14 protein-coding genes and 1 pseudogene are annotated in these 21,955 nt (G+C 33.4%); 8 read left to right on the plus strand and 7 right to left on the minus strand.

The features are described from left to right. Window positions 1–664: 664 nt before the first annotated feature. Window positions 665–838: pseudogene (locus NMK29_RS23875) on the minus strand (hypothetical protein); the annotation flags it as partial. A 282-nt stretch (window positions 839–1,120) separates the two neighbouring features. After that, complete coding sequence (locus NMK29_RS00500; RefSeq protein ID WP_108805158.1) at window positions 1,121–1,687, minus strand: hypothetical protein; 567 nt, start codon at window positions 1,685–1,687, stop codon at window positions 1,121–1,123. A gap of 197 nt (window positions 1,688–1,884) precedes the next feature. Between NMK29_RS00500 and NMK29_RS00505 the strand changes: the two genes are divergently transcribed. After that, on the plus strand, window positions 1,885–2,349 hold the full coding sequence (locus NMK29_RS00505; RefSeq protein WP_108805159.1) for an RNA methyltransferase: 465 nt from the start codon (window positions 1,885–1,887) through the stop codon (window positions 2,347–2,349). A gap of 1 nt (window position 2,350) precedes the next feature. Here NMK29_RS00505 and NMK29_RS00510 read toward each other — a convergent pair whose 3' ends face one another. Continuing rightward, window positions 2,351–3,133 carry a hypothetical protein gene (locus NMK29_RS00510; RefSeq protein ID WP_108805160.1) on the minus strand — a complete coding sequence of 261 codons (783 nt, stop codon included), beginning with the start codon at window positions 3,131–3,133 and terminating at the stop codon, window positions 2,351–2,353. A 200-nt stretch (window positions 3,134–3,333) separates the two neighbouring features. On the opposite strand from NMK29_RS00510, the gene NMK29_RS00515 reads away from it, so the two are divergent. Next, complete coding sequence (locus NMK29_RS00515; RefSeq protein WP_108805161.1) at window positions 3,334–4,683, plus strand: sodium:alanine symporter family protein; 1,350 nt, start codon at window positions 3,334–3,336, stop codon at window positions 4,681–4,683. On the opposite strand, the gene NMK29_RS00520 is transcribed toward NMK29_RS00515, so the two are convergent. Further along, window positions 4,667–6,610, minus strand: coding sequence for an OmpA family protein (locus NMK29_RS00520; RefSeq protein WP_108805162.1), 1,944 nt, complete (start codon window positions 6,608–6,610; stop codon window positions 4,667–4,669). The genes NMK29_RS00515 and NMK29_RS00520 overlap by 17 nt on opposite strands. A gap of 308 nt (window positions 6,611–6,918) precedes the next feature. On the opposite strand from NMK29_RS00520, the gene era reads away from it, so the two are divergent. The 5 genes from era to NMK29_RS00545 all read left to right on the plus strand — a co-directional run bounded on the left by era (window position 6,919) and on the right by NMK29_RS00545 (window position 16,654). Beyond that, the gene (gene era, locus NMK29_RS00525; RefSeq protein WP_108805163.1) at window positions 6,919–7,800 is read left to right on the plus strand and encodes a GTPase Era; all 882 of its coding nucleotides are present in this window, start codon (window positions 6,919–6,921) and stop codon (window positions 7,798–7,800) included. Window positions 7,801–8,192: 392 nt separating this feature from the next. After that, the gene (locus NMK29_RS00530; protein ID WP_108805164.1) at window positions 8,193–12,794 is read left to right on the plus strand and encodes a collagen-binding domain-containing protein; all 4,602 of its coding nucleotides are present in this window, start codon (window positions 8,193–8,195) and stop codon (window positions 12,792–12,794) included. A gap of 158 nt (window positions 12,795–12,952) precedes the next feature. Next, window positions 12,953–14,479, plus strand: a complete 1,527-nt coding sequence (locus NMK29_RS00535) for a choice-of-anchor I family protein (protein WP_108805165.1) — start codon at window positions 12,953–12,955, stop codon at window positions 14,477–14,479. A 248-nt stretch (window positions 14,480–14,727) separates the two neighbouring features. After that, complete coding sequence (gene der, locus NMK29_RS00540; protein ID WP_027395255.1) at window positions 14,728–16,035, plus strand: ribosome biogenesis GTPase Der; 1,308 nt, start codon at window positions 14,728–14,730, stop codon at window positions 16,033–16,035. Between the two features lie 10 nt (window positions 16,036–16,045). Beyond that, window positions 16,046–16,654, plus strand: a complete 609-nt coding sequence (locus tag NMK29_RS00545) for a hypothetical protein (RefSeq protein ID WP_108805166.1) — start codon at window positions 16,046–16,048, stop codon at window positions 16,652–16,654. Window positions 16,655–16,675: 21 nt separating this feature from the next. Here NMK29_RS00545 and NMK29_RS00550 read toward each other — a convergent pair whose 3' ends face one another. From NMK29_RS00550 to NMK29_RS00560, 3 genes are read right to left on the minus strand one after another with little or no spacing between them, the layout of a single operon-like run. Then, the gene (locus tag NMK29_RS00550; RefSeq protein WP_027395257.1) at window positions 16,676–17,005 is read right to left on the minus strand and encodes a MerR family transcriptional regulator; all 330 of its coding nucleotides are present in this window, start codon (window positions 17,003–17,005) and stop codon (window positions 16,676–16,678) included. 2 nt (window positions 17,006–17,007) lie between these two features. Continuing rightward, the gene (locus NMK29_RS00555; RefSeq protein ID WP_108805167.1) at window positions 17,008–18,126 is read right to left on the minus strand and encodes a CapA family protein; all 1,119 of its coding nucleotides are present in this window, start codon (window positions 18,124–18,126) and stop codon (window positions 17,008–17,010) included. A 5-nt stretch (window positions 18,127–18,131) separates the two neighbouring features. Beyond that, window positions 18,132–19,109 (minus strand): M23 family metallopeptidase, encoded by a 978-nt coding sequence (locus tag NMK29_RS00560; protein WP_108805168.1) that lies wholly within the window; start codon window positions 19,107–19,109, stop codon window positions 18,132–18,134. Window positions 19,110–19,283: 174 nt separating this feature from the next. On the opposite strand from NMK29_RS00560, the gene alaS reads away from it, so the two are divergent. Next, a complete protein-coding gene (gene alaS / locus NMK29_RS00565; protein ID WP_108805169.1) occupies window positions 19,284–21,914 on the plus strand; it encodes an alanine--tRNA ligase in 2,631 nt (876 codons plus the stop codon). Window positions 21,915–21,955 lie beyond the last annotated feature (41 nt).

Raw genomic sequence — 21,955 nt, forward strand, 5'->3', positions numbered from 1 at the left:
CTAAACCATTTTTTCGATTTATTTTTTTCTTTAATCGGTAATTATTGGCATCTAACACAGTAATTCCTTCATTGTTGGTAGAGAACCATAATTCAGTATCTAGAACTGAAATGTTATTGACATTTAATGGTTTTTGGATCCATTTATTACCATAACTTTTAGCATTTGTATTTAAAATTAAAATCCCTTGATTTATAGCTGCCGCAAATACTTTTGTTTTGTGATATAATGCCGAGGTAAAATTATACGCACTATGTCGGACCATAATGCTAGCATCTTTTTGAATTTTATTTAATTTCCAAAGACCTTTATTTGTAGCTATCCAGAATAACTTGCCATCAAACACAATTCCATTTACAATACTTGTATTTATTTTAGGATCTAATTGTATTTTTTTTAAACCTTCACTGCTGTTGTATATGTAGATGCCGACGTTAGTAGCTAGATAAGTTTTGTTGTGAATCCTAAATATTTTGTTTACTTGTAACCCTTCGAAATTATGAAATTTCTTTTTTGTTTTTATCGATAACCCTCTTCTAGTTCCTATAAATAAACTGTCATTAGCAAAGAGTAAAGAGTGTATATAATTTGACAAGAGTCCATCATCTTCGTTCCAGGTTTCAAATTCTTCTCCATTAAATCTACTTAGTCCACCTCCTCGCGTACCTAGCCACAAATAACCAATGTCATCTTGTATAATATCATATACTTGAGATTGAGGAAGGCCATCTTCTAATGTGTATGCTCTAAGGCCATTATTTTGAGCAGATAATAAATGAATAGCACTTATCCATATAATTAAAAAGGATAGTAGATATGAAAAGCGTTTGGGGCTCATAAAAAACTATAGTTTGATAACAAATATAATCAAACTGATTCTCTTGTTATGTGTACTCCCATTAAATAATTTGATGAAAATGATGTTGAGTAAAACCGTATACAAGCAGGCAGTTTTTTTGGGAAAAAACAAATTGGAAATAATTGGACGCGCCTGCCGTATACAATAGTTTTATTTTTTTAGAAAATATTAAAACTTACTAGGATCATGAAAAAAAATAAAGCGATACAGTACAATAGAATAATTGAATAATAAATAGTGTTATTTTCTACACCAAATATTCTAGTAACTGGTGATTGCTGTATTCTTTGGAGTATTAACTTTGTTGTCATTCCAGGTAAAGCTTTGTTTTAGGTTTACGTATTTAATTTCTGCTGTTTCTTTATATAAAGTTTCGGTTTCAAGAATATTCCCTTCTATACCATACTGTTGATTCGGAAAAGTATATTGAGCATCTGTATCTGAATCTTCACAATAAACGTTTGTTAACTGTGGTAAGGATACAAGCTCATTTTTATCTGTTACCATAAAATAATGCGATTCTACCTGAGCACAACAGGCTAGGTATTCTACTTCCATCTTAATCACCTCAGAGATCCCTTCCAGACCAGGGTTCTCTAAGGTGGTGATAAAGATGTCCTCAAAAAGCTCAATATCATTGAGTGTGAAAGTAAATACGTTTTCCGAAATTCCCCCCAAACGAATCAGATTAACAATGCAAGTCGGTTGTTCTGAACCATTCTCTTTAATTTCGGTAACTGCTGTATACTTTCCCGTCTTCTGAAAACTTTGTGCTTTCATAAACTGAAATCCTAATATTAGGATGAAAAAAACAATGATCTTTTTCATAACAGTATTATTTTGAGGTTGATTATTTTGTACAAATTTATATGCTATATGTGGTTAAGATTAGTTGGTTTTAGAATTCGTTAGGATCAATTTAGAATTCGTACATCTCATTACGGTTTTAACATAATTGTAGTGTCTAAGTTGGAGTATAAATCATTTTTTATTGCTATTAGAGTGCTACTATTTACTTTTGTAATATGATTGATAATTTTGAAAATGAATTTTTTGGTATCGGGATTCAGAATGGAAAAACTCCTGAGAACTTAGGGGTCCTATGGAGAACTGCTCAGAATATGGGGGCAAATTATATATTTACAATTGGTAACAGGTATGCAAAACAAGCGAGTGATACACATAATGCTGTGAAATCTATGCCATATTTTCATTATGATACTTTTCAGGACTTTTATAGACATCTTCCTAAAGGTGCGATGCTGGTAGGTGTTGAATTAACCAATGATGCAGTACCATTAGAAAATTTTAATCACCCTAAACGATGTGTCTACTTATTAGGAGCTGAGGATCACGGATTATCTAAAACTGCTATAGAAAAGTCACATTTCTTAATTAAGTTTAAGTCCGAATTAAGCGTTAATGTTGCAGTAGCAGGAAGTATAGTAATGTATGATAGGGGAATTGATAAACCTAGATTTATAAGGTGATTTAATTTAGTTTTATATAATTCAATATTATTTGTTCTTCCTCATAGTTAATAGCTGCTATTTTAAACTTGAAAAGTAAATTATCATTTGTTTTAACTATGAATATGATTCCTTTTTTTATATCACTTTTTGCTATGTGTGTTTCTGTGAAAGGAGTCTCGTTTAATATATTATAATCTACAATATCTAAATCATTATCAAAGACCCATAAATTCCCGGTAAAACTACCGTCCTTTCTTCTTAATATGCTAATTTCTGGATCTCTAGGTTCAATAAATAATCCAGGTGTATCTCCATTAAATTGCGGTTTTTTTAAAAAATCAATTGCATCTTTATTATTTGATAAATCTAATGCAACAGCAGGATAATTTCCAAAACTTTTTTTACTAATAATAATAGTATCCGCATTATCTTTTCTTAGTTCTATTTTTTTTGAAAGGCTTTTTGCTCTTTTTAAATATATTCTATAACCATATTTGTCCTTTAAAATAAGATCATCAGATAATTGATTTTCAATTTCTAAACTTGTTCCCTGATCAAAGGATAAGATATTGTTTTTAGAGTTCAAATTCCAACAGCGTTTTTCAAAAGCTTTTTCATTTCCCAAAAACCCAATCTTTATATATCCTTTAGAAGATAAATGAAACCACACTACCCCTTTAAATACGTTGTTTTCAGGATCGATTGTTTTTATAGTTTCCCATTGTCCAACTATTTCTGAGGATTGAGAATAAGTGGAAATGGAGATCAAACTAATAAATAGAATAAAATATATGTTTTTCATGTAAACAAAATAGCCTTTTTAATTTTTTACTATAGATTATTTTTCGATGTAAATTAATGTATTACAAGGGATATGGTAATCACTGAATACAGTGAAATAAAAATTTAAGGTACTAGAATTAGCTAGTTTATGATTATATACTTTTTGATTATCAATTTTTGTCAATTTTTGTTATTACATTTATTGAATAGTATCATTTTATGTTTAAAAAAATAGAAGAGAGTGTTGCAGTATTTAGTTCCTGGATATGGGATTGGCCTTTACTAATCCTTTTGATCGGTGGAGGACTGTTTTTTCTGATATATTCTCGTTTTACACCTTTTTTATATTTCAGACATGCTATTAATATTCTTAGAGGAAAATATGATAATGAAAATGCTCCAGGTCAATTAACGCATTTCCAGGCGTTATCATCAGCAATTGCAGCGACAGTTGGAATGGGGAATATTAGTGGAGTTGCTATAGCATTAGTAATGGGTGGTCCAGGAGCAATTTTCTGGATGTGGATTAGTGCGTTAATTGGTATGGCCACTAAATTCTACACGTGCACTCTTGCAGTTATGTATAGGTCTGAAAGTAAAGAAGGGAAGATCCTTAGTGGACCAATGTATGTTATTACAGGTGGATTAGGGCGTCATTGGAAACCATTAGCCATTTTCTTTGCATTAGCTGGTTTAGTCGGTACATTACCTGCTTTTACTGTAAATCAACTTACTCAAACTTTAGTTGATGTTTTGGATTGGGACGAAGAAACTAAATTATATATAGGGATTGTTCTAGCAATTATGGCATCGTTTGTCATTCTTGGTGGAATTAAAAGAATTGGATTAGTCGCTAGTAAGTTGGTTCCTTTTATGGTGATTTTATACTTTATAACCGTCTTTATGATTCTTGTTTTACAGATAGATGAGGTGCCTGAGATGTTTGTTTTGATTTTTTCAGATGCTTTCTCTGGAGAAGCTGCTGCAGGTGGAGCATTGGGGTATTTGATTAAAACAGGAGTAAAACGAGCTGCTTTTTCTAATGAAGCAGGAATTGGTACCGCACCTATGATGCACGGAACTGCTAAAACAGATGAGCCCGTTAGAGAAGGACTTGTAGCTATGATTGGTCCTGCTATAGATACACTTCTTATATGTACATTAACTGCATTAGCAATTTTATCTACTGGAGTATGGAGACACTCTGATGGTAATGGTATTTCACTTACATTAGAGGCCTTTAACTCGGTTTTACCCTATGGAATGGGGGATGGTGTAGTGATTGTTATGGTTCTTGTTTTTGCCTTATCAACATTATTTTCATTTTCTTATTACGGAGTAACCTGTTTAGGTTTTTTAACTAAGCCTAAGTACGGTAAATATTATAATTATATTTATATAGGATCTATTATTGTTTCGGCAGTAGTAAAGATAGATTTTGCTATTAATTTAATAGATAGTGCTTTTGCCTTAATGGCTATACCAACAGTAATATCCGGATTACTACTAGCTCCTAAAGTTAATGCTCAAGCTAAGGTTTACTTTCGGAAAATTACTTCCTTACGATAAACTCACTTCTTCTATTTTCTTGGTGTTCTTCTTCGGTACAAGGAATACCGTTTGCACATTTATTAATGAGTCTTCGCTCTCCATAAGCTTTCCCTCTAATACGTCTCCAATGGATTCCTCCCTTGCGAATAATGTATCTTACTGTAGCTCGCATCCGCTTTACACTAAGTTTTTTATTATACCAATAACTAGATCTACTATCTGTATGAGAACGCACTTCAATTTTTAGATTAGGATTCTGTTTCATAACAGAAATAACCTTCTGTAAGTCAGCAATTGCGTCTGGTCTTATCTCATCTGTATCTAGGTCAAAGAAAATAGTTCGTAATTGTAATGGGGCAACAATATCATCACCTATATTAACTGGTTCGGATGTAGTAGACAATAGTTTTTCTTTCTTAAATGGTATCTGGACATTATTTGTAGTTTCAAAAGTGTTTTTTGATTTAAAAATAATATCATTGGGATTAAATCCTTCTATAGAGACGCGAATGATGTATTGTTTGTCACAATCAACTTCAAAATTATAAGCTCCATCATAGTCGGACTTAATCTCATTTATGATATTTCCATCAGTGTCTAATAATGTTACATTAGCATTCGCAATAGTTTCATTTGTTTCATTGTCCGTAATAATACCACTTAAGAATTCTCTACACTCGGTAATCAATTCTTCTGTTTGTCTAAAACTATAGATGTCATCATTTCCTTTTCCACCTTTTCTATTACTTGCAAAATAACCAGTATTATTTTCTTCATCTAATACAAATGAGAAATCATCTTTTGGGCTATTTACTGGTTTTCCTACATTGAATATTTCATATAAACCTGTGTCTTTGGCGATAGCTACGAATATGTCTAATCCACCTAGTCCAACGTGACCGTCACTTGCAAAATACAACCTTCCGCTTTCACTAACATATGGAAAGGTTTCTCTACCTTCTGTATTGATGTTATCTCCTAGGTTTTTGGGTTTCCCGTATTTTCCATTAGGAAGTATATCTACTACGAATAAATCAGACTTCCCTCTAGTTCCTTTCATATCACTAGCAAAATATAATTTTTTACCATCAGGACTTAAGGCAGGATGAGAGACAGAATAATTATCACTGTTAAAAGAAAGCTCTTGAATGTTAGACCATTTTTCATTAGAAAGAGTTGCTTTGTATAACTTCAATAGAACAACTCCTTTTCTACTTTTACCAAGTTTATTGTTGGTGAAATTATTTCGTGTAAAATACATTGTCTTTCCATCTTTAGTAAAACTAGTAGAAGATTCATGGAATTTGGTATTTATTTTACCTTTTAGTTTTTTTGATTCTTGTGTTGAGATCTTGTTGTTATTTATTTTTGAAGAAAAAAGATCTAAGAATGGCATTTTATTCCATTCATGGAGCTTGGAGTTTTTACTTCTCGAAGATGCAAAAACGATATTTCCTCTATGATCAAAACTTGGAGCATAATCAGAATACTCAGAATTTATGTTAAGTGTGTATAAATCATATTTACCAGATTGCATTTCTATGAAATCTAAATAATCGCGTTTGTTTATAAAAGATTTTGCTCTTTTATCATTTCCTGTAATAGTATTAAACCTTTCCATAACATTGTCTGCTTCATCATATCGCTCCGCACTTTTAAGGCTTTGAGCATATCGAAATAAGTATTCTGGTTTTATCTCTTCAGAAAAATTTGAGATTAATTTTTCGTACCATTGGATAGATTCTTCTGGTTCTCCTGTGAAATAATATGAGTCTGCTAATTTTCGATAAAGGTCTGCAGAGGAATATCCCTGTTTTGCTACATCTAGATAGATATCACGGGCGTTTATATATGCCAATGCTTCAAAACTTTCATCAGCTTTGGTAAGTAGTTTGTCTGTGTTTTGTCCAAAACTTAATTGGGATAGTAAGAGTAACACTATCATAGACACACATATGTGTATGGTGTGATATGTTTTCGAAATAATTAAAAAAGAAATAGAATAGTTTCCCAAAATAATCCCAGTATTTATAAAATAAATTATCTGTTTCTGTGGGGTTTTAAAAACGTACTGGAATTAAATTTACGAAAAATTAACAAAAGGTTTACATATATAATCTTTTTTATGCAACTCGAGCACTATTTAATAGAATCAAAATTGCATACCCAAATCTATGTGAGAACAAAATATTCCTTCTCTAGATTAGATAATTTTGTATAATAATGGACTAACTTTGCAACAAAATCATATATATGGCTCATAAAGCAGGTTTTGTAAATATCATTGGTAATCCAAATGTTGGAAAATCAACATTGATGAATGCTTTCATTGGAGAAAGGTTGTCCATAATCACATCTAAGGCACAAACAACTAGACATAGAATTTTGGGAATTGTAAATGGAGATGATTTTCAAGTTATTTTATCGGATACTCCTGGAATTATAAAACCGGCATATGAATTACAAGAATCTATGATGGGATTTGTAAAGTCGGCTTTTGAGGATGCAGATATTCTTATCTATATGGTTGAGATTGGTGAAAAGGAGCTAAAAGACGAAGCATTTTTTAATAAGATTACAAGTGCTAAGATCCCAGTTTTCTTACTGTTAAATAAGATAGACAAATCTAACCAAGAGCAATTAGAACAGCAAGTGCAGTTTTGGGCAGAAAAAGTTCCTAATGCAGAATTATACCCAATCTCTGCTTTAGAAAACTTTAATGTTAAAGAGGTTTTTGGAAGAATTGTAGAGTTATTGCCAGATTCACCTGCCTTTTACCCAAAGGATCAATTGACAGATAAACCAGAGCGATTTTTTGTAAACGAAGCGATTCGCGAAAAGATCTTAATGCACTATAAAAAAGAGATTCCATACTCTGTAGAGGTAGAAACCGAAGAATTTTTTGAAGACGAAAAAATTATCAGAATTAGATCGGTAATTATGGTAGAGAGAGAGTCTCAAAAAGGTATTATTATAGGTCATAAAGGATCGGCACTTAAAAGAGTTGGGGTAGAAGCTAGAAAGGAATTAGAGAAGTTTTTTGGAAAGCAAATTCATATCGAGTTGTATGTAAAAGTTAATAAAAATTGGCGAAATAGTGAACGTCAACTAAAACGTTTTGGCTACAACCGTTAATTCTTTTATGTAAAATTATCCATTACTTTATTTGTAGGATTTTTGTGAGTTTTTAAATTTCGACAATTACGGTAAAACTGTATTTGGAGGATAAAATGCTACAGTTAAACGTTTTTACATCTTTTTTTGTGTTTTTTTAGAGGGAAACATATAGTTTTGCGTTATTAACATATTTAAAACGCCCTAAAATATGATATGAACAATACTTTATCTTCACACACTTATTAATAAACGCTTAACTCTAAAAATCTAAATAAATTACAAAGGATTTGTTGGCTCTCGTAGTCTGGAATCGATATGTGATTTCTTGTCCCGTGTATTTATTTTTTAAAACCCAAAATAAATTAACCAGTTTGAGCATCTGAAACTCGAACGAAAAAAAACACTACACAATGTCTAAAACTACTAACAAGCTTAACTCATTGAGCGGTAAAAGGAGAGTGACTTCTATTAGTTCTTCTTTAATTAGCCTGTCAATGATCGTCATTTTTATGTTGACTTCCGGATTTAATACCGCAGTTGACAAGAATAAAGAAAGTTTTGATTCTACAACATCTGTTTGTAATAACCCATTAGAAAAAGCATTGGGATATAATGCATTTGTTAGATATAATACTATAGTTAATGGTGGAGATACCGAAGGTCCTATTGCATTAGGAGGAGATTTAACTATTGACGGAATCATTACAATAGCGGCTCAAACGCCAGGAACTAATTTTTTTAATGGAGATGATCAAGCTTCATCTTTAGTTGTAAATGGTAAAGTAATTTACACCTCAGGAGAAGGAATACATCTTAATCAAGGATACACCAAGGTAGGTGATTTAAATGGCTCTTCAGTTTTTGATGTAGATTTTAATTTTGCATCAGTGAATACGAGACTTACTGCTGGAGATTACGATGCTAAGCCAAGGATTCAAGTGCAAAGAAAACAAGATCAAAGTTCAGTTGGTCAGGCTAATTTGATTGATTTTGAAGCAGCTTTTGCATTGTTCGAATCAAAATCTATCTCTTACAGCAATATGTTATCTAATGTTCAGATAAGTAATGATAATAAAATTTTACTTTCTGAAAATACAGTAAACGTTTTGCATATTACTGGGACAGCGTTGCAGAATCTTCCTTACCTAACTTTTGAAAATACTCCAAGTAAGAATACGCCATTAATTATAAATGTTGATGCGGCAGGTGATTTTGAATGGAATATTCTAAATCTTACTGGAATTGGGGATCAGCAAGGAGCCTTTATTATTTGGAATTTTTATAATAATTCAAGTATAACGCTAAAAGGAGGTTCAACGATCATTGGTAGTTTATTTGCTCCTAAATCAGATGTGATAAAGGATTCCTCAGGAAATATTAATGGACAAGTTATCGCAGCAAATTATCATCATATTCAAGGAGAGTTACACCAGCATGTATTTGATTCTTGTACGGATGATGATGTAAGTTGTGCTTTAACTGTAGAAGCTGGTGATGATTCAGAATTTTGCGGAGAAGGAGAAGTAACACTTACTGCAATAGTTTCTGGAGCATCAGAATGTGTAGATTGCGTAGGAGAATATAGTGTGTTAAATACTAATAATTGTAAAAGAGATCAAGATTACGTAATGTGGTTAACGGATGGTAATAATCCAAGATGGTTCTCTAATGTTGATTTAGAATGGAATGAATTGGCAGATGGTACAGCAACATTGACTGGAACTATTTTTGATCATACCTTAACCCAGACTACGTATGAGGTAAATGCAGTCTATTCAGGAAGAACAGATACCACATCAACAAATAGTCCAAAAGAGCATGAGTGTAATAATGAAGATGAATCTGCATGGATTTATTATACAGAGTTAACTGGTACTGTAACAAGTTCTGACGGATCTTGGTCAATTGATCTGTCAAGAAGAGGGCCAGCTTTTCAATTAGGAAATGGAGCTAATGTTACAGAAACTGAAGAAGGAAAATTTGGAGCCTGCGGTTGGTTTAATACAACGGATAATCAATATAATAGAGGAGACTTTAATTTTAACCTAGGAGACTGTGTTACAACTTCAACAACAGAGGTAAGTTACCTCTGGTCTACAGGAGAAACTACTCCATCCATTACCGTAAGTGAAGGAGGAATTTATACAGTGACGGTTAAGGATTGTGAAAATTGCAATGCTTCAGATTCTGTAGAAGTTGTAATAAATGATGTTCCGCAGGTAGATGCTGGAGAAGATCAAGAGATTTGTTTAGGAGATGAGGTTACTTTAACCGCTATTACAGATGGAAATGAAAATTGTGAGAGTTGTATCGAATATGGTATACAAAATACTGATTATTGTAAGGGGAATCAAAACTATGTGTTGTGGTTAGATGGTGGAAGATTCTTTTCTAATGTTGATTTAGAGTGGAACGAACTTGCAGATGGAACTGCAACTCTTAAAGGTACTGTTTTTGATTATACAAATACACAATCAAATTATGAAGTTGATGCAGTGTTTACAGGGAAAACTGCAATTGCTCCTGCCAATAGTCCAAAATCACATTTATGTAATGATGAAGATGAATCAGCTTGGCAATATTACACAGAGTTTACTGGAACTATTACTAGTGAGGATGGATCTTGGTCTACAACTTTATCTAGAAGAGGTCCAGCATTCCAGATGGGTAATGGAGCTAACCAAACTGAAAAAGAATTAGGTAAGTTTGGAGCTTGTGGATGGTTTGATACTAGTGATAGTGAATACCCAGTAGGAGATTTCAATTTTAATTTTGGAGATTGCATTACTTCCGAGACAAATAATACTAGTTTCTTATGGTCCAATGGAGAGACTACAGAAAGTATTACTGTGTCTCCAGAAGAAGATACGACATATTCTGTAACAGTAACTAATTGTAATGGTTGTTCTGCAACAGATGAAGTAACGGTAACTATTAAATCCGCTGTTGTTGACGCTGGAGATGATCAAAATATATGTTTAGGAGAAACAGTTACATTATCTGCTATTGGAGAAGGTACATTTAGCTGGTCTAACGGAGAAACTACTGAAACAATTACAGTATCTCCAACTGAAACTACAACATATGTAGTTACTGCGACGAGTGGTAGTTGCGAGGCGTCTGATTCAGTAACAGTTGTAGTAAATGACCCAGTTATAGTAGATGCAGGAGATGATCAAGAGATATGTTTAGGAGAAGAGATTACATTGACTGCTCAGGCCACAGGTATTAATTGTGGTGATTGTGTAGAGTATGGTGTTAAAGATACTGACTATTGTAGAGGAAGACAGCACCAATTTGTTGTTTTTATAAATGATAATGGTACCAGACTATGGTTTAGAAATGTAGATCTTGTTTGGAATGATAATACCACAGATGGGACAGCTACATTAAAAGGTGAAGTATTTGAGTATAATTCTACAAATACATCGTTCTTAGTGGATGCTACATTCTCTGGTTTAACTAATACTCCACCTGTTGATAGTCCTAAAGATAGTTTCTGTCAATCAGAAGATGCAACTGGTTGGGAATATTACACAGAAATTAGTGGAACTATTACTCAAATAGGAGGTGCGTTAAGTTATGATATTTCTAGAAGAGGAGAGGCATTTCAAGTAGGAAATGGAGCTAATGTGTTTGAATATACACCTCAGGTTTATGGAGCTTCAGGATGGTTTAATCTAGAAGGAGATCCTGATTCTTTTGGAGATTTTAATATAAACATAGGAGATTGTATTTCTCAAGAAGAAGGACAGGTTCAATATTTGTGGTCTAATGGAGAAACTACACAGAGTATTACTGTATCCCCAGAAGAAGATACAACGTATTCTGTAACTGTTACAAGTTGTACGGATTGTGTTGGAGAAGATGAAGTGGTTGTAACTGTAAATTCTGCTACAGCAAATGCTGGAGATGATCAAGATATTTGTGAAGGAGAAACAGCAACGCTTACAGTAGTTGGAGAAGGTGATGTTTTATGGTCAACAGGAGAGACTACTGCTACTATTGAAGTTTCGCCATCTGATACTACTACATATACTGTAGAAGTTACAAACGGTAGTTGTTCTGCTGCGGATGAGGTAACTGTTACAGTAAAATCGGTAACTGCTGATGCTGGCGATGATCAAACTATTGCAGTAGGAGAGGCTACTATGCTTACCGCTACAGGAGGTGACACTTATGTGTGGTCAACAGGAGAAACTACTGCGACAATTGAGGTTTCTCCAGAAGAAACTACTACATATACTGTTACTGTTTCCGCAAATGGATGTTCTGCTGAGGATGAAGTGACTGTTTCGGTAGAAGGTTGTACTCTTGTTGCAGATGCTGGAGATGATCAAGAAATATGTTTGGGAGAAGAAGTAGTGCTTACAGTGGCAGGAGAAGGAGATGTTCTTTGGTCTACTGGAGAAACTACAACAAGTATAACTGTATCACCTACAGAAACAACTACATATTCTGTTATTTTAACAAGTGGTACTTGTGAAGCCATAGATGAGGTTGTTGTTGGAGTTACTATTGTAGAAGTGAATGCTGGAAGAGATAAATTTTTATGTGATGGTTTTGGAGAAGAAGCAACTTTAACTTCTACTATTGCTGATACCTATTTATGGTCAACAGGAGAGACAACAAGAAGTATTGTGGTGTCGCCAAGTACTACTACAACTTATACATTAACTATTACTGTAGGTAGTTGTAGTGATATGGATGAAGTAACAGTTTTTGTTCAAGATTGTGATGAATCAATTATATCATCCACTGTATATCCAACAGTATTGAGATCAGGAGAAACACTAACGGTTGACGTAGCATCTAAGAAAGATCAAAAAGTATATGTGTCTTTTTATAGTTTGTCTGGTTCAACTATGATTCCTGAAACTGTTGAGAATGAAATTAAGAAGGGTAAAACATCGTTAACTTTTGATACAGTAAGTTCAATGCCTTCAGGTATGTATTTAATGAAGATTGATAAAGAAGAAGGAACAGAATACAAGAAGTTTATTGTCAAATAAATAGTATTTTCAAAATAATTTAATATGAAACTGTCTAAAGAATACTCTTTAGACAGTTTTTTTTTTTGAAGTTTAAGTTATTTATAATTTATTCTTTTCATAACATTAAAGATATATACATTATTGAATTTAGCTAGCTAACGCAAATCAAATTAATAATGAAAATCTTTAACAAATCAAGTCTAGTTGTAATTGGGGCTTTAGGATTATTTTATTCTTGTAATCTTGATGATTATCAAGGGGGAGGTGGCAGTACTGATGATCTTACGTTTAACAAAATCGGAGGTTTTATAAATGGAACCGGAGATGAAGGTTTTGCAGAAATTTCTGCCTTTGATCCAGAGACAGCTAAGTTATTTGTAGTGAACCCGAATGATGTAGAACTTTCTGTTTGGGATATATCTAACCCTTCCAATCCTATAGCAGGGACAGATATTGCATTAAATGGAATTCCAAATAGTGTAGCTGTACATGAGGGAATTGTGGCTGTTGCGCTAGAAAATGCAGCTAATAAACAAGCAGATGGTACGATTGTAACCTATGATGCAGCATCACAAACTCTTTTAAATACTTATCCTGCAGGAGCACTACCTGATATGGTTACTTTTAGCCCTAATGGTAAATATATTGTTGCAGCTAATGAAGGAGAGCCTAATGATGAATATACAGTAGATCCAGAAGGATCGGTTACAATAGTTGAAGTCCGTACTGGAGAAGTAAATCAAGTAAGTTTTACTGGCTTTAATGGGAGGACTATAGGTAATGACTTTAGAGTATTTGGTCCTGGGGCAACGTTAGCTCAGGATATAGAACCAGAGTATATTGCAGTTTCAGATGATTCTAAAACTGCTTATGTTGCATTGCAAGAAAATAATGGTATTGCGACAATAGATTTAAGATCTAAAACACTTAGGGATATTACAGGTTTAGGGGTGAAAAATTATGCCTTTCCAGAAAATCAAATAGATGCTAGCGATAGGGATGATATTGTAGGGAATTTCCAAAATTGGCCTGTATTGGGATACTATCATCCTGATGCCATGATTTTTACTAGAATACAAGGAGCTAGATTTTTAATTACTGCTAATGAAGGAGATGCAAGAGATTATGATGGATATTCAGAAGAAGAAAGAGTAAAGGACTTAGTTTTAGATCCTACTGCATATCCCGATGCAGAAACTTTACAGTTAGATGAAAATTTAGGAAGATTAAAGACTACAACCGCTAATGGAGATATAGATGGTGATGGTGATGTAGATCAAATTTATGCTTATGGAGGAAGGTCTTTTACAATTTGGTCCACCACCGGAGTTAAGGTATACGATAGTGGAGATCAAATAGCAAAAACTGTATTTGAATTAGATCCTAGCACATTTAATAGTAACGAGGGTGATGGAGTAGATAATAGATCAGATGATAAAGGTGCAGAACCAGAAGCAGTAGAAACTTTGAATATAGGTAGAAGTACATTACTATTTGTAGGTTTGGAGAGAACAGGAGGGATAATGGTATATGATATCTCTAATCCAGTTAATCCTAGATTTATAGAATGGCTAAGGGATGCATCTGATATCTCACCAGAAGGTTTGATTACGATAAAAGCTGAAGATAGTCCAACAGGTGATGCGTTAGTAATAGTTACTAATGAAGTTTCTAATACTGTAGCAATTTATGAAGTGAAGTAATCACATCCATAAAAAGTTTGTTGTTTTACAGTAACCAACTTATATAGAATTGTTTTTATCTTTGGAATAAGTAATTATTTCACTGACTGACTATCAATTATGAAAAAGTTCAATAGGTCGATGCGCTGACCGTTGAGCTTTTTCGTTTTTAATATCTTCCTCTTTATTTTTATTTACTTCATATTACAGTTCAATAGTTTAGGAAGAATAAAAAGACTAATTTTGCACAAATTTTAGAATTCAGGATAATGAGCAATATAGTGGCAATTGTAGGGCGACCTAATGTAGGAAAATCTACTTTTTTTAATAGACTGATCCAGAGAAGAGAAGCAATCGTAGATGCGGTTAGCGGAGTTACTCGTGATCGTCACTATGGTAAAAGTGATTGGAATGGTAAAGAGTTTTCACTTATAGATACAGGCGGTTATGTCGTAGGAAGTGATGATATTTTTGAGGCTGAAATTGATAAACAGGTCGAACTAGCTATTGATGAAGCGGATGCAATCATTTTTATGGTAGATGTGGAGTCAGGTGTAACTGGTATGGATGAAGAAGTTGCTAATTTGCTTCGTAAAGTTGATAAGCCAGTTTTTTTAGCAGTGAATAAGGTAGATAATGGTAAGAGAGCTGAAAATGCTGTAGAGTTTTATAGTCTGGGTCTTGGAGAGTATTATACGATTGCTAGCATTAATGGAAGCGGTACTGGAGAATTGTTAGATGCTTTGGTAGAAGCCCTACCAGAACAGGAAGAAGAAGAAGTTTCGGAATTACCGCGTTTTGCAGTAGTAGGAAGACCTAATGCAGGAAAATCATCTTTTATTAATGCGCTTATAGGAGAGGATCGATATATCGTTACAGATATTGCGGGAACCACTAGAGATGCCATTGATACTAAATATAATCGTTTTGGTTTTGAATTTAACTTAGTAGATACTGCTGGAATAAGGCGTAAATCTAAGGTTAAAGAAGATTTAGAGTTTTATTCTGTTATGAGATCCGTTCGTGCTATAGAGCATAGTGATGTATGTTTGTTGCTTGTAGACGCTACTCGCGGATTTGATGCTCAGGTTCAAAATATATTTTGGTTAGCAGAACGTAACCGCAAGGGTATTGTGATTTTAGTGAATAAGTGGGATTTAATCGAAAATAAAGAAAGTAATACTTTAAAAGATTTTGAGAAGTACATCCGTAAGCAGATAGAGCCTTTTACAGATGTACCTATTGTTTTTATTTCAGCATTAACTAAACAAAGGCTTTTTAAAGCTATAGAAACTGCTGTAGATGTATATAAAAATCGTTCAAAAAAGATCAAAACTAGTGTAATGAATGATACAATGCTTCCTATTATAGAGAGGAATCCTCCTCCAGCCTATAAGGGTAAGTATGTGAAAATAAAGTATTGTATGCAGCTACCTACACCTCAACCACAATTTGCATTTTTCTGTAACCTGCCTCAATATATTCGTGAGCCATATAAACGATTTTTAGAAAATAAACTGCGTAAAGAATTTGATTTTCATGGAGTTCCGGTAGCTGTGTATTTTAGGAAGAAGTAAGATTTAGAAAATGAAAAAGCCTCTGCTAATAATACTTTTACTCCTAATATTTATAATCTCAGGGATTAGTTTTCTTGTGATTAAAAGTAGTAGAGAAGTAGTGTCCGCATTTGGTAAAATGGATGAGGCAATACAACAAAAGAATTATTCCGTTCAAAAAAGTAATGATTCTTTATTAAGATCAATAAAGAATGAAGAACATTTGATTAAAGCGTTGCGTATAGATTCTATAACGACTAGTTTTAAAGAATATATAGAGTCAATAAAACAGGAGATGTTAGGTGCAAAAGATCCTCAGAATTATGAACTAATGGATGAGCCGAATAATATGTTTTTTACGGATAATGGTGTATCTGAAAAAGGGAAAGAGTTTGTTAAGAAAATAGATCAACTTAGAGAAACACTTTTGATAACGGCAGAAACATCTGAATTAAAAGCCGAAATAAGTAATACTTTAAGTACTGGACAATTGCGTGATAGAGATGGTAGAAGAAGAGATTGGTTAATGTTTAATTTTAAGGATTTTCCCTTAGTAGCAAGTATAACAAAACTCACACAAATGCAATCTGATGTTACTGCGATTGAATCAAAGATATTTCTGCATTATTTAGAGAAATAAAGTGCTTTTTTCTATATAAATTTAAAGCTGTTCCTTAATCTTTAAGAGTTGACCTCTAATAGATTCTAGCTTCCTAATAATATCAAAGCTGTCTAAAGCTTCTTGTTTTTGTTCTTTTAGATGAATTTTGGCTCCTTCTAAGGTGAACCCACGTTCTTTTACTAAATGATAAATCAGTTCTAGGTTTTTGATGTCTTCCGGAGTGAATTTTCTATTTCCTTTAGCATTCTTTTTTGGCTTAAGGATATCAAATTCTTTTTCCCAAAAACGAATCAGAGAAGCATTCACATCAAAAGCATCGGCTACTTCGCCAATACCATAGTACATTTTTTTCGGTAAGTCAACATACATAGTTAATTCTCGTTTTTTTGAGTAAAAGTTCCATCTTGTTCAAAAACCAAATTACTTTCAGGAAAATCTTCGTCAGTTAATTTCTTAATTTCCTTTAAAGCTCTTTTTTTATCATCCATAAAAGGATATATCTCATCAATCTGTTTTGCAGAATGCAGTTTTCCTTTTATGAAATTACCTTTAGGGTCTATTTCAATTTCAGCAATTGGTGCATATCCTTTTATTCCAGTTAAATTAAATCTAGAGTAGGTGCAAAAATTACCTAAACTATAAGCAATGAACTTATTGTTATATACTTCAAATGCTCTTGATACATGTGGTCCGTGTCCAAGAATAATATCTGCTCCAGCATCTATTAAAGTATGTGCAAAAAGATATACGTTACCGCGATCCTCACCATAAAAACGTTCAGTTTTTCTTGTTACGTGTGTGTGATCAGCTCCTTCTGCTCCTCCATGAAAAGAAACAATTACAATATCTACTTTCTCCTTTAGTTCCTTAACAATTCTTTTTGCTTTGGTTAAGTTATGAATTTTTACGCAATCTTTGTTTGGGGCAAAGGCACAAAATCCATACGTGATTCCATTTTTTTCGAATATGGTAGATTCTTGCGCAAAAATACCAGCATATGCAATGTTATGTTTTTCGAGAGTTTTAGCGGTGTTTTTAATGCCAATAGCTCCAAAATCACCAATATGATTGTTTGCAATACTCATTACATCAAAGCCTGTTTCTTCAAGATATTTGCCAAAATATTCCGGGGAACGAAAGGAGTAACATTTAGAAGGATCAGAACATCGTTTTGCATTTTCTCCAACATCAGTAAGCGTGCCTTCTAAGTTTCCAAAAAGAATATCCGCTTGTTGCAAAACAATATTGACATCATCAAATGGACCTTTATCTTTTGGCGGTAAATAACTTTCATTAGGAAAATTAGTTCCCATCATAATATCTCCGACAGCCATTAGTTTTATACTTTTTGGTATCGAAATTTTTTCCATTTCTAGCTTAAAATCCTCAACGATGGTGGTCATTGAGTCAATAGTTTCTTTAGAAAATTTCTGTGCTTGTATACTATAATTAAAACCAATTAAAAGTACAAGAAGAAGTGCTTTGCGCATAAGAACTAGTCTAGAGTTTCATTAATTAAAGAAGAAGCTTTTAGCATTTCATTAAATTCTTCGGAAGTTAAACTTCCGTAATAAAAGTTGCGTGGGTTAATACGTTCTCCATCTTTAAATATTTCATAATGAAGGTGGGGAGCTACAGACCTTCCTGTGCTTCCTACATAACCAATAACATCACCTCGTTTTACCTTTTGTCCTTTCTTTACGTTGTATTTACTAAGATGCGCGTAGAGACTCACGTAGTTAAAACCATGATCAATTCTAATATGTCTCCCGTAACCGCTAGAATTTGCATCAGCTCTTGTTACTGTTCCGTTTCCAGACGCATATATTGGTGTTCCTGTAGCAGCAGAAAAATCCATTCCATAATGAAATTTTCTAGCCTTTGTAAAAGGATCACTTCTCCATCCATATCCAGATGCCATTCTTTTTAAATCAGAATTTTGAATAGGTTGGATCGCTGGAATTGTTGAAAGTAATTCTTCTTTTTGCTCTGCTAAATTTTTAATTTCATCTAGTGAAATAGATTGTACAGCTATCTGTTTTGTAAGCTTATCTATTTGTTTCTGGCTTTCAATAATCATTTCAGAATTATCATACCCTTCATACCCTTTGTATCTGTTAACACCTCCATAACCAGCTCCTCTCACTTCTTCAGGGATTGGTGGTGCACCAAAGTATAATCTGTAAATATTATCATCTCTTTCTGCAATTTCGGCAAGAACAGCGTGATCTTTTTTTAACTGTTTATTCATCAGCTCATACTGCAGCTTCATGTTATCCAGTTCCCTTTTGTAAGCCTTTTCTTTTGGAGTTTCTAATTGAGGAATGTTTAGATAGATTAACAAAAGCACAAAACCAGCCAAAAAAGCACCAAGAACACCTAAAATGGCGAAACCAAATTTACGTCCTTTCTTTTGCTCAATTCTACGATAAGATAGCGTCTCGCTATCGTAGTAATATTTAACCTTTGACATAATCTAAAATATACTATTTTTGCAGGATATTAGCCAAAAATAGGCTTGTTTATACTTTGAGGCGAGAACAAATATAATAAATTGTCGCAAAGTCCAGAAAAAACTGACAAATATCGATAGCATATCTTTAGATAACTTTTGATAATTAATTGATTATAAAGAAAATATAAAAAAATGAAATCCCAAGACATCAGAAACCAATTTTTAGCGTTTTTTGAATCCAAAAAACACAGTATAGTGCCTTCTGCGCCTATGGTTATTAAGGACGATCCTACTTTGATGTTCACAAATGCAGGGATGAATCAATTTAAAGAATACTTTCTAGGAAATGGAATTCCTAAGAATAATCGTTTGACCGACACTCAAAAATGTCTTAGAGTTAGTGGTAAACATAATGATTTAGAAGAGGTAGGTATGGATACGTATCATCATACCATGTTTGAGATGTTAGGGAACTGGAGTTTTGGTGATTATTTTAAGAAAGAGGCAATAGAGTGGGCTTGGGAATTATTAACCGAGGTTTATGGCATAGATAAGAATATCTTGTATGTTTCAGTTTTTGAAGGAGCAAAAGATGAAAACCTAGATATGGACCAGGAAGCATACAATTTATGGAAACAAATTGTTCCAGAAGATCGTATTATCATGGGAAACAAAAAAGATAATTTCTGGGAAATGGGAGATCAAGGGCCTTGTGGTCCATGTTCAGAGATTCATGTAGATCTAAGATCAGAAGAAGAGAAAGCTAAAATACCTGGTCGTGATTTGGTAAATCAAGATGATCCATTGGTGGTAGAAATATGGAACCTTGTATTTATGCAATTTAATCGCAAAGCAGATGGTTCTTTAGAAAAATTACCAGCACAGCATGTGGATACAGGAATGGGGTTTGAAAGATTGTGTATGGCTTTGCAAGACGTAAAATCTAATTATGATACTGATGTATTTACACCTTTAATTAGAGAAATAGAAACGATAACGAATGCTACATATGATAAGGATAGCTTGCCAACAGATGAGAATGGAAAAGTTAGCGTGGCAATCCGAGTAATTGCAGATCATTTAAGAGCAGTGTCATTTTCTATAGCAGATGGGCAGTTACCTAGCAATACAGGAGCTGGGTATGTAATACGTAGGATTTTAAGAAGAGCAATTAGATATGGGTTTACGTTCTTAAATACGAAAGAACCTTTTATATATAAGCTGGTGGATACACTTAGTAATCAAATGAGTGGAGCTTTTCCAGAGCTAAAATCTCAGAAAAACCTAATCGTAAATGTTATTAAAGAAGAAGAGAATTCATTTCTTAGAACATTGGATCAAGGATTAGTACTATTAGATAATGTAATTAAAGGGACTAAAGGAAAAGTGGTGTCTGGAGAAAAAGTTTTTGAATTGTATGATACTTTTGGTTTTCCAGAAGATCTTACAGCTTTGATATTATCTGAACAAGGATATGAGTATGAAGAAGATGTATTTAAAGCTGAGTTACAGAAACAAAAAGATCGTTCTAGAGCAGCTTCTGAAGTAAAAGCTGGAGATTGGGAAATATTAATCCCTAATGCTGCAGAAGAATTTATTGGGTATGATCATACTTCGGGAGAAGCAAGAATTTCTCGTTATCGAAAGGTAAATAGTAAGAAGGATGGAGAATTATATCAGTTAGTTCTTGATAAGACTCCTTTTTATCCAGAAGGTGGAGGACAAGTTGGTGACAAAGGATATTTAGAAGTAGCTAATGGAGATGTAGTTTATATTGTTGATACTAAAAAGGAAAACAATTTAATCATTCATTTTGCTAAAACCTTACCAAAACATATCAATGAAACTCATAAGGCTGTTGTAGACGTCAAACAGCGATCTAGAACAGCATCTAATCATACCGCAACTCATTTATTACACCAAGCGTTACGCACCATTCTTGGTACGCACGTAGAACAAAAAGGTTCTATGGTTAATAGTGGGAATTTAAGATTTGATTTTTCGCATTTTTCAAAAGTTTCTTCTGATGAATTACAGCAAGTAGAGGATTTTGTGAATGCTAGAATAAGAGAGGCGTTACCATTAGAAGAAAAACGTAATATATCATATGATCAGGCTATTGCAGAAGGAGCAATTGCTTTGTTTGGAGAAAAATATGGAGATGATGTTAGAGCAATACGCTTTGGAGAATCTATGGAACTATGTGGAGGGATTCATGTTCAAAACACAAGTGATATATGGCATTTTAAAATAACATCCGAAAGTGCAGTTGCAGCCGGGATAAGAAGAGTTGAAGCAATAACTAGTGATGCTGCAAAGGATTATTTTACAAATCAATCTGAGGCATTTTCAGAAGTGAAAGCAATTTTGAAAAACCCTAAAGATCCTATTAAAGCAATAACTACTTTACAGGATGAAAATACGAATCTTAAAAAGCAAATTGAAGCATTATTGAAGGATAAGGCTAAAAACCTAAAAGGAGATCTTAAGTCAGAATTTGAAGAAATAAATGGAATTCAATTTTTAGGTAAAAAAGTAGATCTTGACCCTGCAGGAATAAAAGATTTATCTTTTGAGCTAGGAGGAGAAATAGAAAATGCTTTTATGATCTTTGGAGCAGATAATAATGGTAAAGCGCTATTGTCGTGCTACATTTCTAAAAACTTAGTAGAAGAAAAAGGATTGAATGCTGGTCAGGTAGTTCGCGAGCTTGGGAAGTATATCCAAGGTGGAGGAGGTGGACAATCATTTTTTGCCACTGCAGGAGGTAAAAATCCAAAGGGAATTGAAGAAGCTTTAGAAAAAGCAAAACAATATGTTTAATTAAAAACCAACACCCCTCCTACCAATTAAGGTAAGAGTTG

This window comes from Aquimarina sp. Aq107 (genome assembly GCF_943733665.1).
Lineage (GTDB): Bacteria > Bacteroidota > Bacteroidia > Flavobacteriales > Flavobacteriaceae > Aquimarina.